Below are 16,551 nucleotides of genomic sequence, written 5' to 3' on the forward strand. Positions count from 1 at the left end.
GCGCCATCCTCCTATGTCAAAAAGACTAAAGGAGATGCCGACTGTTCCTTTCGGTATCTCCTTTTTCATCTACGAGCCCCTACTACTTTTTAGCATTCGCTAAAGCGTCAGCACGCTCTTGTTCCCACTGAGCAAGCGCTTTCTTAAATTCATCATTACTCATTGGCTTTTCCAATACTTGCTGACCTTTAAATTTCTCGGCTGTCACACCAAATGGTGAATACTGTGCCTCGAAAGGGTTTAATTTGGATGCAACATAGCCACTACCCCCAACGGAATATGGAATCACAAAGGCTTCTTCAATTAAAAAGGCCTCTGCCTTTGCAAATAGCTCATACCGTTTCGCCACATCAATCGTTACCTTTGCTTCATCCACAAGGTTTTGATACGTCGTTTTTCCATTGGCATCTGTGTAACCCTCAGCTAATTCAGGTTTATTATAAGTGCCGTCCACTGTAAACGGATCTGTATACGTGGATGGATCTGCATAATCTGGCCCCCAGTTTGCTTCTAAAAGTGCAAATTTCCCAGGACGACGCACCTCAGATAAAAAGCCTGTCGCTGGACCTGCCTCTACAATAATGTCGACATAATCTGTCCCCAGTAATTTTTCAATTTGCTGCTCCACTACTTGGGAACGATTTGCCCAGTCTGGACTACCCGCATTATATGGCAATAATACTTTTACAGGGAATGTAGCTTTACCCGCTAATGCCACTTTTGCTTTTTCTTTGAATTCAAGTGCTAGTTCTTTATTAAAGGAATCTTTATTGGAAATAGTTGCAAGTGGTGTTAATTGTGTGTAATCTACCCCTGCAACATCTACAAAGTTTTTTGGGGTAATCGTGTTGCTCAGCAAATCGGCTGGATTATAGGGCTCCACCGTTAACATGGCGGAAACACGGTCCAGTGCATGGAATATTGATTTTCGGAAATCTTTGTTGTTGACGGCGATCTTCCAGTTATCTGGTTCATATTCTGCGTCAAATTGTGGGTTAAAGTTGAGAGCGTAGAAGTAGGTATAGAAGTTATTTTGTGTTTGACGAACTTGAGATTTTTTCTTATCATCCTTAAACCATTCATCAATAATGGAAGTAGGAATACTTGCGGAATCAATTTCTCCACGTAAAAACAGTTCGGGTGCTACCGTTGCAGCTTCTTTATTATATTTATAGCGGATGCGATCAATCAGTACTTTGTCTTGATCCCAATACGTATTATTTTTTACAAGCACACGCTCATTTTGCGGCTCAAATTTATCTAAAATATAAGCACCATTATAAAGGAAATTTTCACGTGTTGTTCCAAAGTCCGCCCCTTTTTCTGCAATGAACTTACCATTCACTGGGAAGAAACAAACGTAGTTTAACATAGAAAGAAAGTAAGGTGTCGAAGCTTCTAAAGTATATTCTACTGTATGTTCATCCAACGCCTTTATGCCTACCTGCTTGAAATCTGCCATTTCACCGTTATAGAATGCCTCTCCATTTTTGACAACTGTCGCTATCCAGGCTGTCGAGGATTCATTTTTGGCATCAAGGACATACTGCAAACCGTCCACAAAATCCTGTGCAACTACATCCGCATATTCCTTCCCTTCATGAGTCACCCATTTGGCATCATCACGCAACTTGAAGGTCCATACGGTTGCATCTTCATTTGCCGACCATTCTTTCGCTAATCCTGGCTGGACTACCCCGTATTTATCATACTCAATAAGACCATCTACCATATTCGCCGCCACCGCAAATTCATTCGTTTCAGACGTTTTTAAATAATTTAATGTTTTAATTTCCCCTGAATATACCACACGATATTCCGATGCTTTTTCACCCGATTTTTCATCATTGCAGGCTACACAAAACAATACGACCAAACATACGAAAAGCCACCAATATTTTCTCACATGCATCCCCCTAGTCATCTTTTTATAATGAAAATCCTATTGGAAGGACCGATGTCATGACCTTCAATAGGATTTTTCAAACATAAGCTAGGACCCTCTATATGGACCCTCTCTCTCTATACGAATCCAAAATTACTCATTCCACCTGACAACAGCGTGTCCTATTGGCTCATACGCTCTAAGCAAAAGCTCACCCTCACAGTTAAGTTAAAAATTGTAAAATACGTAATACTTCATAAAAATCGTCTGTGACGAATTCTACTGTATTATGTGGTTTAAATGTGGCATTTGGATAAAAGGAATTACGATAGGCACGTGTATGATCTCGATAGATGATTTCTACCATAAAGCGTTCTGGTAATGGTACCTGAATATGCTGACGTGGCACCTTCATCGAGGAAGCTACCAGTCTCTTGGTTTCCATAAGCGTTAGCTTCGGACTGACACTAATAGTTGCATTCCCTATTCCTTCTTTGGTCGCGAAGGTCACAATGTTTTCATTAACGGCATGGATTTCTTCGGTCAAGCCAACATCACCACTGACAAATGAAACAGGAACACCATGCAATGCTGCTGCATACGTATTAATTAAAAATTCACTCGCATACTCACCATTTATTTTGATATCAGCATACGTGCAAAGTGTATGGGCTAGCGGATTACGCTCGCTTCCCCCTTTACTGTGATAGCCAATAAAAATCGCACGATCAAAGCTTTGATCGAGACCGGCTACCATACACATCGGATCATAAGTCCAGCCACGGATTACCTTGCAGTTGATAGGTAAATTAGAAATATCGAGATTGCGTGCTGAATCGTGTGCATCCTTCAATAGTATTTCTGTTGCTCCACCTGCTATCGCCCCTTCAATGGCCACTTCTACTTCTCGAGTCATTTGTTGTTGAAAAAATTGATAGTCAGGTGCATTTAACTCCGTTTCACTCCAAGTAGTTGTACCCGTAATTCCTTCTATATCGGCGCTAATATAAACTTTCATTGATATCGAATCTCCTTTATTTCATGATTATGAATCGTTACCTGAATGGCTCCATAACAGGCTGTTTTAGCTTGAAGTCGTCTCGCCCACGCCATATTATGGAAATCATAATGCCACCATTCCTCTCCATAATTACTAAAGCCTACTTGTGTCATACAGTTGTATAATAAACGTCGATGTTGACAAGCCTCTGGATTCTCGTTTAAGTTCTGTTCAAAATAGCGTGTAGCTGATTTTTCATTCATTTCATCAAAGGCTGTACCAAAATCCAAAGCTTTCCCTTGTCTATCAGCCAGTGTTAGATCAATTGCACCACCTGTTAAATGGGGTGCCAAATGAGCAGCATCTGCGCTTGGCATTGCAACATACTTTTTGGTTGCCTGCAGTACTTCCTGCTCTGTGGCGTGTGGCATAATGCGCGCCAATTGCTGTGAAAAATAACTAAATAAATACTGTTGAACTTGGGATGGGCGATAGCCATCATAGAGGAGCAGGCTATACTCCTTCGGTAATAGTGTCAAAGCATGCTGCAAGCGTTCAACTACACCAGCACGTACATAAATGGCTCGTAAACTATTAGGAATCTTTTGCTGATAGTAGATAGGTTCTATAAAAATTCTTTTATGGGCAGCTGTAATCTGTATTAGAGGCTCTTGGCTTTCCCTAACAGATGGGCTCTCAGGAGAGTTTCCATTTGAAGCCGTTCCAATCGGTTGAAAGAGGTTTACAATACTAGAACACCTCCGTTGAATTATTGGATAATTCAGTTTTTTTAAAATGAATATTATCATATCTCTCTATCATTGACTAGATAAAAATACAATTATTACAAATTAATGGTCATTTTCTTATAATGATTCATAATCCAGCAAAAAATCGTCGAAAAATCTCCTTTATCCTCTAGTTAAGAATTTATTCATCTCATGACCCACACATGCTAAAAAAATTATGAATCTTATGTACTTACGCAAAAAAGGCTATTGAAACATTGTCTATGTCTCAATAACCTTTTCGCTATGCCTTTTGAAATGAGTAGGCTTCAACTTGATGTCCATTGCGACCAATTGTTGTTTGTGCCTGAGCTAGTGAATTGAGAATAGCTTCTTCAGTTGCCTCTGCCGCAGCTACAAATAACTGATTCATAACGGGATGGTCCTCACGGAGCTGTATTCTTGTTTCTACAAGCTGTTCTGACATATGTGGGATGTTATGAGCAGTTGTAAAGCCTATCACAATGTCTCCACTGCCATGTGAGTAATGACTACCTGTCCGACCTAAACCTATCCCACAGCGTTTAATGACTCTCTTCAATTGACGACTGCTAAGTGGAGCATCTGTAGCAAGGACTATCATAATCGACCCATCTGTTGGAGCGAGAGTCGAGGCACATTGGTTTGCGGGAGCAACGTAACGTTCCGCTAAAAATTCCGAACTATGACCAAAATTACTAAGCACCATGCAGCCCACCGTATAGCTAATTTCATTTTTATCAACTTTGACAATACGAGAAGAGGAACCAATTCCCCCTTTATAGCCAAAGCACATCATCCCTTTTCCAGCACCAATGGCTCCTTCCTGTGCTGTATTCGGAGAGGCATTATGAATGGCTTCTACCGCATGCTCAGCTGTCACTGAACATGCTCGAATGGAATTTAAATAACTATCATTGCATTCGCCCACAACTAGATTGATGGTGCCAGTCGTTTGCCCAATGTCCTGATTCATGTCGAGCATGTATCGCAACGTTCCCTGCGTAACGGCTGGTACCCCAAATGTATTCGTGAGCATTATCGGTGATTCGAGCACACCTAGCTCATTCACTTGTACGAGTCCAGTTGTTTTGCCGAAGCCATTTAACACATAACTAGCCGCTGTAACTTTATGCTGAAATACATTCCCTCCATGCGGTAAAATAGCTGTGACTCCTGTACAGGCGTAACCACCTTCATGATCTAATGACTCATCCAATGTGACATGTCCTACTCGTACCCCAGCAACATCAGTAATACAGTTTTTCTGCCCTACCGGTAATGTACCCACTTCAATGCCGAATTGTCTTACCTTTCCCTGCATACTACGTTTCCTCCTGAATTGCCATCGACACAGCTGCCTGTGCATGAATAGCCGTTGTATCAAATACTGGAACATCGATATCCTGCTGTTGAATAAGTAAGCCAATTTCGGTACAGCCAAGAATTATGCCTTGCGCTCCTGCCTGCACAAGGTCATTGATCACTTGGATATAATAGGACTTCGAATTTGGTACAATGCTCCCCAAACATAATTCCTCATAAATGATCCGGTTTACTTCCATTCGTGAGTGGTGATTTGGCACAATAACCTCTATTCCATACCCCTCTACCCTCGACTTATAAAATTCCTGTTCCATAGTGTACATAGTTCCAAGGAGCGCTATTTTTTGTAGCCCAGCCTCCTTTATTTGGTTAGCTGTGGCATCTGCAATATGTAAAATAGGGATGGTGATGGCCTCTTCAATAACTGCTACGACCTTATGCATCGTATTTGTACAAATAACGATAAAATCTGCCCCTGCGCGTTCAAGTGACTGTGCGGCCTGAGCTAGCACGAAGCCAGCTTTATCCCATTGTCCCCTCGCTTGAAAATGCTCAATTTGCTGGAAATCAACACTATACAAAATACATGTTGCAGAATGAAGGCCCCCCAGCTTTTGTTTAACCTGTTCATTTAGAAGTCTATAATATTCGGCCGAGGATTCCCAGCTCATCCCGCCAATCAATCCAATTGTTTTCATCATCCAATCTCCTTCCTTTTATTCTATTATTATACGCGTTTGCAGAATAAAAATAAGAGAATTTTCGGAATATATCACTCTTATAGGAAAAATCAAAACCTTATTATAATTTATTATATTAGAAAGGTTGATTTTTCATAAAAAAACAGTGTAGACTAAAGCGTACTGTGAAAGGAGGAAACAACTTATGGAATGGATTTCAAATATTGTTGATAGTGGAAATAATATTTTATGGACATATATCCTGATTATCTTACTATTAGCTGCAGGACTATATTTTTCATTTGGTACAAAATTTGTACAAATACGTCTTTTCCCTGAAATGTTTCGTCTGATTGTCGAAAAAAGAGAAGGCGATTCAGGGGTTTCGCCGTTCCAAGCCTTTACGATTAGTGCCGCTTCACGCGTAGGCACTGGAAACATTACAGGTGTTGCCTTAGCCATTGGTGTCGGTGGACCAGGTGCAGTATTTTGGATGTGGATTATTGCTATATTAGGAATGGCAACAGCCTTCATTGAAAGTACATTAGCACAGGTCTATAAAGTAAAGGATGGCGATACGTTCCGAGGTGGACCTGCCTATTACATGGAAAAAGCGTTAGGTCAAAGAAAACTAGGTATTATCTTTAGTATTCTATTAACACTAAGTTTTGGATTTATATTTAATGCAGTGCAATCTAATACAATTGCCACTTCAGTTGGTGAAGCATTTGATATAAGTCCAAAGCTCATTGGCATCTTACTAGTAGCATTTACAGCATTAATTATTTTTGGTGGTGTACAAAGAATTGTAAAGGTAACTCAAGTTCTTGTACCGGTTATGGCCATCTTCTATTTACTTGTAGCCCTTTTTGTTGTGGTGACAAATTTATCAGAAATACCAAATGTGTTTAAATTAATTTTCACACATGCATTTGGTCTACAAGAAGCTGCTGGTGGAGCAATTGGAGTTGCGATAATGCAAGGGGTTCGTCGTGGTTTATTTTCCAATGAAGCTGGGATGGGTAGTGTGCCAAACGCAGCGGCCACTGCCAATACCTCACACCCTGCTAAGCAGGGGCTTGTACAAAGCTTAGGTGTCTTTTTCGATACGATTATGATTTGTACAGCAACAGCCTTTATCATTATCTTAGCTGGTTTATATGATAAAGGTGAAAGCGATGGTATTATTTTGACGCAAAACTCTCTAGCTGTTCATGTTGGGGATTGGGCTCCTTATTTTATTGCCATTTCCATCATCTTCTTTGCCTTCAGTTCGATCATCGGGAACTATTACTATGGTGAATCTAATATCGAATTTATGAATGCCCATAAAGGTTGGATGATTATTTATCGTGTTTTAGTGCTAGTCATGGTTATGTTTGGCTCTGTAGCACAAGTTCAACTTGTATGGAATTTAGCTGATTTGTTTATGGGGCTCATGGCTCTCATCAATATTGCAATCATCATGATTCTCGGTAAAATTGCCTTCCTTGTATTGGATGATTTTACTGGCCAACGCAAAGCAGGTAAAAATCCTGTCTTTTATGCCAAATCAATTCCGACATTAAAAAATACAGATTGTTGGGAAGAAGATCGATAAAATAGGAACGCCCCTCCATTTAATGAATGGAAGGGCGTTTTATTTTAATATTTAAACTGGCTAATTAGTTGTTTTAATTCATCGGCCATATGTGCAAGTGCTTGTGCCGAGGCGTTGATTTCTTCCATTGATGCTAATTGTTCCTCTGTTGAGGCTGCAACATCTTCAGAAGCGGCAGCATTGCCTTTGGCTGAGAAGGCCAAATCCTCCGTCACCGCTGCTACCTCTTGTACGCCAGCAGACATTTGCTCGGAGGCAGAAGAAACCTCTTCCATTTTCGGTGTAATTTCATTCATACTTGTCCTAATTACTTGGAATTTCGTAATGGCTTCATCAGAAATATGTAAGCCACTTTGAACATCCTCCGTTACCTTAGCCATAATACTAACAGATTGCTCTGTTTCTTGCTGAATCCCACGTATTAGGTCAAATATTTGTTTAGCCGATTCCTGTGATTGCTCAGCTAGCTTACGGACTTCATCTGCGACAACCGCAAAGCCCTTTCCATGCTCCCCTGCTCTTGCTGCTTCAATAGCGGCATTTAAAGCCAGTAAATTAGTTTGATCCGCAATGCTTGTAATTACATCTAAAATGGATGTAATTTGCTGTGAACGCTCATGTAAGGTTTGAATTTTAGCATTGGAATCTGCAACAGATAAATGAATAGACTGCATTTGATCCTTTGTATTTTGGACAGCTTGTCCTCCCTCATCTGCTTGCAATGTCGCATGCTGTGAAAGGTCCGTCACAGCAGAAGAAATTTCAGCAATATGAAGAATGGCTGTTGAAAGCTCATGTAATGATTCTGCATTTTTATTGGCACTAGTCGTTTGTCCATCTGCACTTGACGCAACATCTTGAATAGAAATAGCGACTTTTTCGGTTGCTATACTTGTTTGATTCGCATTAGCTGTTAGCTCTTCAGCAGACGAAGCCACTTCCTCTGCATTTTGTTCAATCTTTTGAATAAGCGTCCGCAAACTTTCCTGCATATCGTTAAAGGCTTGTCCTAATTGTCCAATTTCATCTTTCGAAGTTATCGTAACAGTCTCTGTCAGATCACCTTTACTAATAGTAACGGCGCTATCTTTTAATGCTTTAATTGGTTTAATGACAGCCTTCATCACGAAGTAGAAGATTATAGAACTAATCACGACAGCTGCAAGCAGAACTATGATTGTATGAGATAAAATCGATGAAGCCGATTCATCAATTTCCTTGGAAAAGATCGTACCTGTGATTTTCCAATTGGTTACCTCATTCGTCGTATAGAACAATATACGATCATCGCCGTTAAAGACGTATTCATAGGTGCCAGAGGGACTTTCGTACATTTTATCGAGGAAACTTTCTTTGAGCTTGCCACCCGCTTCTAATGTAGGGTGTGAGATGACTAGATTGTCCTCTCCAAAAATAGAGGGATAGCCATTTTTCCCAATTCGAATGGAATCTGCAATTTTTTGAAGGTTTGTTAACTTAATATCAATAGCGACAACCCCTGACCGGTCCTTAATCTGTTTAGCAACCGTTACAACCATATCGCCAGTTCCCGCATCCTTATAAGGGTTAGTAATTAACGTTTCACCTTTTAAAGCAGTCGCTTGTTTATACCAATCTCGATCTAATGGATTATAATCCGCATCATTCAATTTTGGTACCTGAGAAAACGAACCATCATTGGTTCCAACATAAATACTTAAAACGTCTGGATTAAGCTGTCCATATTGCTTAAATTTCGATTCTATAGATGCTTGTGATTGCTTAAATTGCTGTGCATCTATTTCACTACTAAACACTTGAATGTCATTCATCTTATCAGTAATAGTTTGATCGATAAGCTTATTTAAAATGCCTACACTTTCATTAGCACTAAATAGAATTTCTTCTTCTATGGAATCTTTAGCTGATAAATAAGATAAACTACCTACAGATATAACAGGAATTAGTAATACTAGCGCAAATAGCGTATAAAGCTTGCCCTTAAAACTGCTAAATATTTTCTTCATATATTATTCTCCTTTTGTTTCTTGAAGTGAAAAATATCACTTGTCAGCCTGATATTTGCTACAACCATTCCCACTCTGTACCTGTTTTACATCTCTCCCATAGCTTTTATCGGATGAAATATTATTTTTCAAACATATTTATGATTTTTCTATTATTCAGTCTTTACAGATAACTATAAATCCCTGTAATTGTCAGGAAGAACAAACTATTAGCCCACCACTTCCTCATCATGACTACAAGAAAAATGGCAACTATTGATCCCGATTCTAAAGGAATTTGAGCGTGCTGAAATGATTGGAAAGTAAAAAAAGAGGTTATCCAATGATCTGATCTATTTGACCATTAGACACCTCCTTTATCATGAGCTTAATATTTAAATGTTTGTATCGATTCCTGTAGATCAATCGCCATTTTCGCTAAATGGGTGGAAGCTGCCGCTACTTCCTCCATCGCCGCATTTTGCTCTTCCGAAGAAGCGGCAACGCTTTGCACATGACGGCTTGATTTCATAGAAACTTCGCCTATGTAATCAATCTCTTGGACCAGCTTTTCAATATCTTGATGGATAGTACGAATGGCTGCAGTAACTAATTCCGTTTGTGCTTGTACATCCGTAATGGCATCATCAATTTGTATAAAATTATCTCTTGCCACATTGACCTTATCACGACCTACATGGACCGAATCATTGCTATTGACCATATCTTCTTCAATTATTCTTGTACTATCAGTAATTTGTGCTACTACTTTTTCAATTTCCACTGCTGCAAGATTCGACTCATCTGCTAGTTTACGCACTTCCTCAGCAACAACGGCAAACCCTTTCCCATGCTCACCGCTTCGGGCAGCTTCGATGGAGGCATTGATAGCAAGCAAATTGGTCTGTGTCGCAATACTTTTAATGACATTCACAGCTGCTACTATGGCTGCTGAATTATCATCTAAATCTTGGACGCGCGTATTTAATTCACTCGTGTTGGCTGAAATTTCATCCATCTGTACCGTGGCATCATGGACAGAAGAACGACCTAAACTCGCCATATTTTTCGTGTCGACGGTGGCATCATTAACGTTTTGAATGCTCGTGGAAATATCATTCATTTTCTTCAAAATATGGGCCGATAAATTTCGTACATCGCCTGTTAACGTATCCTGCTCATCAATTCCTTGTGCAATATCCTGAATTGATTCAGTGACGACTTCCGTTGCCTGTGTAACCTCCAAGCTACTAGCCGTTAGCTGCTCAGAGGTAGCGGCTACTTGCTCAGAGGAATCTCCTACTTGCTTCATCATCTGACGAAGTTTTTCTGACATGCTATTGAATGACTCGGCTAGATGTGCAAATTCGTCCTTTGTTTTGAATTGTAGACGAGCGTGTAAATTCCCCTCTGAGAATGTATCCATTTCTCTGACTGTTAGCTGAATGTTTTTAGCAACTCTTCTACCAAATACAGTAGCAATAATGATGCTAATAAGGAGAGAAATTGCCGCCAATATCATTATTTCAATACCACTTCTTTCCCCTTTTTCCTTAGTCGCCTCAATATGTGCTAGCATGTCTTCCTGTTGTGCAGTTGCCATTGTCTTACCAAAGACTACAAGCTTCAAAGAGCCATCCCCTAAAATCGGCAAGGCTACTTGCTGAGCCTGTTCTGTTTCGCCACGCTTATAAAGCGGAATAATCTGTCCATCTATCGCCTTTTCCCAATCATCAAGCTGTTGTAAAAATTGCTCAAAATCTTGATTGTGAGCACTGATTTCTTGGAGGCGATTAATGGATGTATGTAAGGTATTGCGAATTTCATGATGATTGTTCAACATTTCTTCCTTACCATATAATATATACCCTCGAATAGCTGCATTTGCACGCACAGTTTGGAACGAAATATCTTGATATAAATGGATTAATTCCGTATTGTCTTCAATTTCAGCTAGTGTCTTATTATTATTCGTTAAGAAATACATCGCAATGGCTGTAATCATTAATAAGAAGGCTAGCACTATACCAAAAGCCATTTGTAATTTACGTTCCACAGTTAATCTCATATGATTCCCTCAATTCTACTGTAATCACATTGAGTATATCCTACCTAAATCTATTATCCTATAAAATATGTACCTTTCCTCACAAAACATCGCTAAAATTTAACAATAATGCAAACTCCACCTGAAAACTATTGACAATAATATCCACTATTTCGCTAGTTAAAATAGGAAATAATCCATTGAAAGCCATGGAGATAAAATGAAAAGAGCAGGAAAAGCAGTACCATTTTCATGAAAAGCTCTCTTTTTTCAACATATTCTCGAATACCTGAAGTGAGCATTATGACACTTAATAATAATAAGCTATGCTGTGTCCCATATATTTGCATCGAAATGGTGATGATTAATGGCAGCATGATAGGAAGAAGAAATTCAGCAGTAAGTCGTTTTCCTTTCTGTTTAATTAATTTTGTCGGCGTAGTTTTCGATGTACCTCCTATTAATTTCTTTGCAAGTATACAAGCTAAACTAAAAAATAAAACGGTATAAATAATAAATAATAGCAACGGCATTCGGCTTTCTTCATTCAACCAAAGAAAATAATCTACCACTTCAGCTGTTGGTAGTTGATAATACTGCATCGTTTTTTGATCCATGAGAAATAATTGTTCATCCTCCACCATTACCTTGACGGCCATTTCCTTTCCATTATCAAAACGTATATATAAATCATTTGTTGGGGGAGGTTGGGCGGGTCGACTGATAGGGACTTTTTTAGTCCGTAAAGCTTGTTGAAGGTGTTCTGTATCTTTTACCTCATAACGGTTAAGGTAGAACATTTGCTTTAATGGATATAAATATTGCTCCTTGCCATCACTTCCAGACATATACCATGCCTGTTGGATAGGTTGAAATTGACTATAAGGAAAAGTTACTAGTTCGTCTCTTTGCCTCTCATTGTCCAAAAACAGTAAGAGGGTAATGAGGCTAAGCGTCATGCCCAGTAGTAATGTAAGTAAATGTCCAACCCGTTTCATAGCTAAAACTCCTTTAACTTTTACATATATAGTAATTATTGTAATATACGGTTTACCCATCCAATAAGTTTCATCTATACTAAAGGATGGAGGTGGAACGGCAAATGAGCAAGCCAGAATTATACGTTAATGTAGTAGTAGGACCTGATTGTGATTTCGAATCAATGGCCATCCGAGCTGCACTTGAATCCTTTGGTGCAAGAGTAACCTTTCATTTAATTGGTAGACCCAATGATTTGATTGATGTCTTATCAGGCGTTGATCTTCATGGCAAGATGGATTATCTAATTTTGAACTTTCACGGCGATGAAGGACGGTTTTGTCTTCCTGAGCTAGGGGAGGATGTTTATGAGGTTAATGAACCAAAGAGTATATACTTTGGTCCATTGGAGGTACAAACTTATAGCCGTCTTCAAGGTGTAAAGGTGATTGCAGCAGGCTGTTCATTAGGGTGCGAACAGCTCGCAACAGCATTTTTGCAAAGTGGCTGCCACTCCTATTTAGCACCAGATGACTATATCGATGGTAACGCCAATCTTATGTTTCTAATTCGCTTTTTCTATGAGATCATCTCTCATCATAAAAATCAGCAGGAAGCATTTGAACTAGCTCAAGCCATTGATTCGGAGACTGCAATGTACAAGCTTTATTTGTCATAAAAAAGATCGTAGCAACTACTAATTGCTACGATTTCTCTTATTTTTCATGGCTGTTTTCAAGCATGGCCTTATTAAACGCTTGTGACTGCCCTCTCGCTATACTTAACGTTTGCCAGTCAGATCCCTTAACTTGCTTCGCGATATAAATCATTTGACCAATATGCTGAGAATAATGAGCCATTTGCCTTTCTATCGCATCAATTACCGCTAGCTTTTCCCCTCTGATGGTAACATGCCCCTGCAAATCGGATTCTGTAATACCCGCCAAAGCAACTAAAAATACTTGCCAGCCCTCTTCCCAGACTGCGAGAATGGATTCTTTTGTAGACAGACTATTGATAAACTCATCATCCCGATTTCGTGTAGTTTTCTCCCCATCTGTCGTTAAAAAATCAGTCCAGCGCGAAATCATATTACCACTAACATGTTTAACAATGACCGCGACACTATTGGATTCTTCATTATATGCCCAGTGCAACTCAGCCCCTTCTAGCTGGGCCAGTGCCCCATCCCCTAGCTCTTTCACATTGTTAAACCTTTTTTGGACGACCTGTAAATATGTTTGCGCAATCGTCATAAGCGCACCCCATCCCCTCTTTTTTATTATTATAAATGGAAAATATCTAATTGTTTACTAGCTAATTTCCAAGAATAAATTCTTTTACAATGATATCCATTTTTTCCTGTATTTCTTGTGAATCTCCATTTAGTTGGTAACCAATATGATAGACATAGCCGTTGTAGTATGAATAATATTCGTTGGCCCTTGTAGTCATTTGATATATTCTCTTATCAGTTGCGTCGTAATTATAGTAAATATAAGGAAAACCTTGATTAGGTGTCATCTCCCGAAATAACACAGGATTCATAAAATTTATTGCTACATTTGAGACCTTAATGCCCACAGTATCTTCAATATTTTGAGACTTTACATAGTCTGCTAAGGGATTTCGATCGACATTTGTCACCGTAAAATTAATATATTGTAGATCCACGCCGGTGTAAGATTTTTCTTTAAAACTAAATTGGAATTGCGTTTGCTGACTACCATCATCCATTTTTGATGTTACCGCATATACTTCCTGAATGTTCGGTTTAAATGGCAGATTTTCAGAATCAGTGAGATGGACAGCATTTCCCAACAAATTAGCTACTGATTGCATAGCCTCGAAGCCTTGAAGTGGTGCATAATATTTAATATTTTTTGCCTGACTTAAATACAATGATATCGGAAAAAACTGACTGAACGCTGTATCTTTTCCTTCCACTTCTGTATGAAATAAATCTGTGAATAGAAGTTTCTTTCCTTCATCCTTCACCTCTGTCGTCACCTGATCCATTGGCTGCGTTGCTTGCCAAGCAATGAAAAATAAGATAGAACATGTGATCATAACGGTAAATGCACGGTATGTCCATTTAGACTTGGATGGATACGACTCTTGCTGAACTTGTTGACGAACCTTTTGAATAATCACCTCTTTATGTGCTGTGACATCCTGTAACACCTGCATTGTATGTTTATCCATGGTAAAGTACCTCCCATTCTATATGTTGTAAATCAACTTTTAATAGCTCCTTCCCCTTCTTCAAACGAGATTTTACCGTACCCTCAGGAATGGTCAGTAGTTCAGCAATTTCTTTAATCGTCATTTCTTCCAAGTAGTAATACACTATCGCTTCTCGCGGCTTGATGGGTAAGCGCAAAATAGCCTCATCTAATAAAGCATGTTCATCTTGAAGAATAAGTGAATCCTCAAAATTAAATTTTTGCTTTAAAAATTTATGTTGTAGTTTAATTTTTCGATATGCCCAGCTTTTTAAATAATCCTTGCATTTATTGATCGTCATGCGGGCAAGGTATGCCTTCATCTCTCCTCGTTCCTCATAATGTTTTTGATGATAAAATTTAATAAAAACATCCTGCACAATATCCTCTGCTATTTGTAAATCCTTCGTATAGTAATAAGCAATACGAAACAAACTCTCCGTATGTATAACCATCAGCTGCTCCAATTTTTCTATATCAGACATATACATTCCCTCCTTCTACACTATAAACGATTCCCAACCAGAAAAAGATTATTTTTCCAGATTTAAAGGACATAAAAAAACCGTCTCAAAAATTCGAGACGGTTGCTAATTATAAATTTTCATCAATATAGGTTTCAATATCAGAAGCTATTGTATCAATTGGTACATCTTCAATCTTTTCAGCAAAGCCATTATACATTTTAACGATTGTTCCATCTTTATCGACTAGGAAAAATTGATTACCATGGATAACTTGATCACTATTAGGATCGTTTTTCACTAAAATTTTCGTATTTTTAACCGCAAACTGTTCGATATATTTTTGTGAATACCCTGTAAGAAGATTCCATTTTGAATCATCTGGCACATTATATTTACTAATATAGTTGGCTAATACTTCTGGCGTATCAACATCTGGATCTACGGAAAAGGCGACGATATTATAATCATCTACTCCTTTTTTCTGTAGCTTTTCTTGGACCTGTGCCATATTCAAGGACATTGGTGGGCAAATCGATACACAATTCGTGAAAATATACATACCAATCCATGGCTTGCCTTTTAAACTTTCAAGTGAAACCGTCTCTCCACGTTGATTGACATGTTCAAAATCAGGTATTTCCAAACTATAATCTGCTTTAAATTTGGAATTCCCACAGGCACCTAGAACAGTCGCACAGGCTAAAAGTAAGACTAGCCCAATTAGTTTATGTTTCATGTTAACACTCTCCCTAACCTACACTACCCTCATCCTAACTTAGGCAGTAAGCGTTGACAAGAACTTCTAGGTGACAGCTTTCGTACATATTTGTGAAATTAATTTCATTTTAAGGAAACAAGTGCCTCATGAATCGCATCTAGCTTTACCTCGACACGGTGTAATAAATAAAAGGACACTATTATCGGGAAACCGATATCTGAAATCATGCTTAACCACTGTTCCATCGTTATGCCCCCTTCGCTTAGGTAAAAATGGCCTTTGCATTTTTCTTAGCAAAGACCATTTTTGCCTTATTCTGTTGCTACATCGAATTCTATTACTTTTCGTTCTACAATACGAGCGCCTTTAATAGCTGCTAAGGCGCCAGCTTGTCCAGAAAATACATTTTTAGTCACTATAGTTTGCATGACCTTTTGAATGTCTGCTGCGGTAATAGCAGGCTTCGGTGCATCAATCGTCAGCGTAGATGCTTTACCATCCGCTGTCACAAATTGTAACTCTAAAACTTGTGCCATCTTCTGATCCCCCCTTAAGATAATTCGCTAGTTTCTTGCTTTTCAATACTAACCATGGCTTGTGATGAAAGACTGGCCATCGCATGCGCGACAGCTACTAAATCGTCCACATTATGTGTCTTAGCGAGATTTCGATACGATTTAGTAATGTATGTGGGCTCGTTTTGATCATTGTAGCCTTCCACATATTTAAGTCTTAGGGTAGCATGTAAAAAATTCACATTCGCCATCCATCCTCACCTCCCTTCAAACACTATATAAAGACGAATTGCTAAAAAAGGGACATTATAGGATGAATTTTCTTGCGGAAGCTTTTATAATAGAATCAGAGAAGGCA

17 protein-coding genes are annotated in these 16,551 nt (G+C 38.9%); 2 read left to right on the forward strand and 15 right to left on the reverse strand.

All coding sequences use genetic code 11. From position 1 onward, the window contains the following. Window positions 1-82: 82 nt before the first annotated feature. The 5 genes from AC07YC_RS06835 to AC07YC_RS06855 all read right to left on the reverse strand — a co-directional run bounded on the left by AC07YC_RS06835 (window position 83) and on the right by AC07YC_RS06855 (window position 5,676). Entirely contained in the window at window positions 83-1,906 is a 1,824-nt protein-coding gene (locus AC07YC_RS06835; protein ID WP_336636019.1) for a peptide ABC transporter substrate-binding protein, read from the reverse strand. Between the two features lie 202 nt (window positions 1,907-2,108). Continuing rightward, a complete protein-coding gene (locus AC07YC_RS06840; RefSeq protein WP_494918856.1) occupies window positions 2,109-2,903 on the reverse strand; it encodes a M55 family metallopeptidase in 795 nt (264 codons plus the stop codon). Next, a complete protein-coding gene (locus AC07YC_RS06845; protein ID WP_494918858.1) occupies window positions 2,900-3,694 on the reverse strand; it encodes a M15 family metallopeptidase in 795 nt (264 codons plus the stop codon). Before AC07YC_RS06845 ends, AC07YC_RS06840 begins: the two co-directional genes overlap by 4 nt. A 223-nt stretch (window positions 3,695-3,917) precedes the next feature. Then, entirely contained in the window at window positions 3,918-4,976 is a 1,059-nt protein-coding gene (locus tag AC07YC_RS06850; protein ID WP_494918859.1) for a DmpA family aminopeptidase, read from the reverse strand. 1 nt (window position 4,977) lies between these two features. Further along, window positions 4,978-5,676, reverse strand: coding sequence for an aspartate/glutamate racemase family protein (locus AC07YC_RS06855; protein ID WP_494918860.1), 699 nt, complete (start codon window positions 5,674-5,676; stop codon window positions 4,978-4,980). 187 nt (window positions 5,677-5,863) lie between these two features. Here AC07YC_RS06855 and AC07YC_RS06860 point away from each other — a divergent pair, with 187 nt between their 5' ends. Further along, window positions 5,864-7,258 carry an alanine/glycine:cation symporter family protein gene (locus AC07YC_RS06860; RefSeq protein ID WP_336636024.1) on the forward strand — a complete coding sequence of 465 codons (1,395 nt, stop codon included), beginning with the start codon at window positions 5,864-5,866 and terminating at the stop codon, window positions 7,256-7,258. 44 nt (window positions 7,259-7,302) lie between these two features. On the opposite strand, the gene AC07YC_RS06865 is transcribed toward AC07YC_RS06860, so the two are convergent. The 3 genes from AC07YC_RS06865 to AC07YC_RS06875 form a co-directional block, all read right to left on the reverse strand. Further along, window positions 7,303-9,264, reverse strand: coding sequence for a methyl-accepting chemotaxis protein (locus AC07YC_RS06865; protein WP_494918861.1), 1,962 nt, complete (start codon window positions 9,262-9,264; stop codon window positions 7,303-7,305). A gap of 367 nt (window positions 9,265-9,631) precedes the next feature. Continuing rightward, window positions 9,632-11,311 (reverse strand): methyl-accepting chemotaxis protein, encoded by a 1,680-nt coding sequence (locus tag AC07YC_RS06870; RefSeq protein ID WP_494918862.1) that lies wholly within the window; start codon window positions 11,309-11,311, stop codon window positions 9,632-9,634. A 155-nt stretch (window positions 11,312-11,466) separates the two neighbouring features. Continuing rightward, the gene (locus tag AC07YC_RS06875; RefSeq protein WP_494918863.1) at window positions 11,467-12,288 is read right to left on the reverse strand and encodes a hypothetical protein; all 822 of its coding nucleotides are present in this window, start codon (window positions 12,286-12,288) and stop codon (window positions 11,467-11,469) included. Window positions 12,289-12,392: 104 nt separating this feature from the next. Between AC07YC_RS06875 and AC07YC_RS06880 the strand changes: the two genes are divergently transcribed. Then, window positions 12,393-12,947 carry a delta-aminolevulinic acid dehydratase gene (locus tag AC07YC_RS06880; RefSeq protein ID WP_494918864.1) on the forward strand — a complete coding sequence of 185 codons (555 nt, stop codon included), beginning with the start codon at window positions 12,393-12,395 and terminating at the stop codon, window positions 12,945-12,947. A 37-nt stretch (window positions 12,948-12,984) separates the two neighbouring features. Here the strand turns inward: AC07YC_RS06880 and AC07YC_RS06885 are convergent, their stop codons facing one another. The 7 genes from AC07YC_RS06885 to AC07YC_RS06915 form a co-directional block, all read right to left on the reverse strand. Then, window positions 12,985-13,524 carry a DUF1572 family protein gene (locus tag AC07YC_RS06885; protein ID WP_336636451.1) on the reverse strand — a complete coding sequence of 180 codons (540 nt, stop codon included), beginning with the start codon at window positions 13,522-13,524 and terminating at the stop codon, window positions 12,985-12,987. A 61-nt stretch (window positions 13,525-13,585) separates the two neighbouring features. After that, window positions 13,586-14,473, reverse strand: a complete 888-nt coding sequence (locus tag AC07YC_RS06890; protein ID WP_494918865.1) for a hypothetical protein — start codon at window positions 14,471-14,473, stop codon at window positions 13,586-13,588. Then, entirely contained in the window at window positions 14,466-14,978 is a 513-nt protein-coding gene (locus AC07YC_RS06895) for an RNA polymerase sigma factor (protein WP_494918866.1), read from the reverse strand. The genes AC07YC_RS06890 and AC07YC_RS06895 overlap by 8 nt, the downstream gene beginning before the upstream one ends. A gap of 109 nt (window positions 14,979-15,087) precedes the next feature. Further along, the gene (locus AC07YC_RS06900; RefSeq protein ID WP_494918867.1) at window positions 15,088-15,696 is read right to left on the reverse strand and encodes an SCO family protein; all 609 of its coding nucleotides are present in this window, start codon (window positions 15,694-15,696) and stop codon (window positions 15,088-15,090) included. A 104-nt stretch (window positions 15,697-15,800) separates the two neighbouring features. After that, complete coding sequence (locus tag AC07YC_RS06905; RefSeq protein WP_083796479.1) at window positions 15,801-15,923, reverse strand: YvrJ family protein; 123 nt, start codon at window positions 15,921-15,923, stop codon at window positions 15,801-15,803. Between the two features lie 66 nt (window positions 15,924-15,989). After that, entirely contained in the window at window positions 15,990-16,214 is a 225-nt protein-coding gene (locus AC07YC_RS06910; RefSeq protein ID WP_336636453.1) for a DUF2922 domain-containing protein, read from the reverse strand. A gap of 14 nt (window positions 16,215-16,228) precedes the next feature. Further along, window positions 16,229-16,444: a DUF1659 domain-containing protein gene (locus AC07YC_RS06915; protein WP_336636454.1), complete on the reverse strand. Its 216-nt coding sequence runs from the start codon at window positions 16,442-16,444 to the stop codon at window positions 16,229-16,231. Between the last annotated feature and the right edge of the window lie 107 nt (window positions 16,445-16,551).

The sequence above is a fragment of the Lysinibacillus sp. GW247-5R2A genome, from assembly GCF_059424475.1.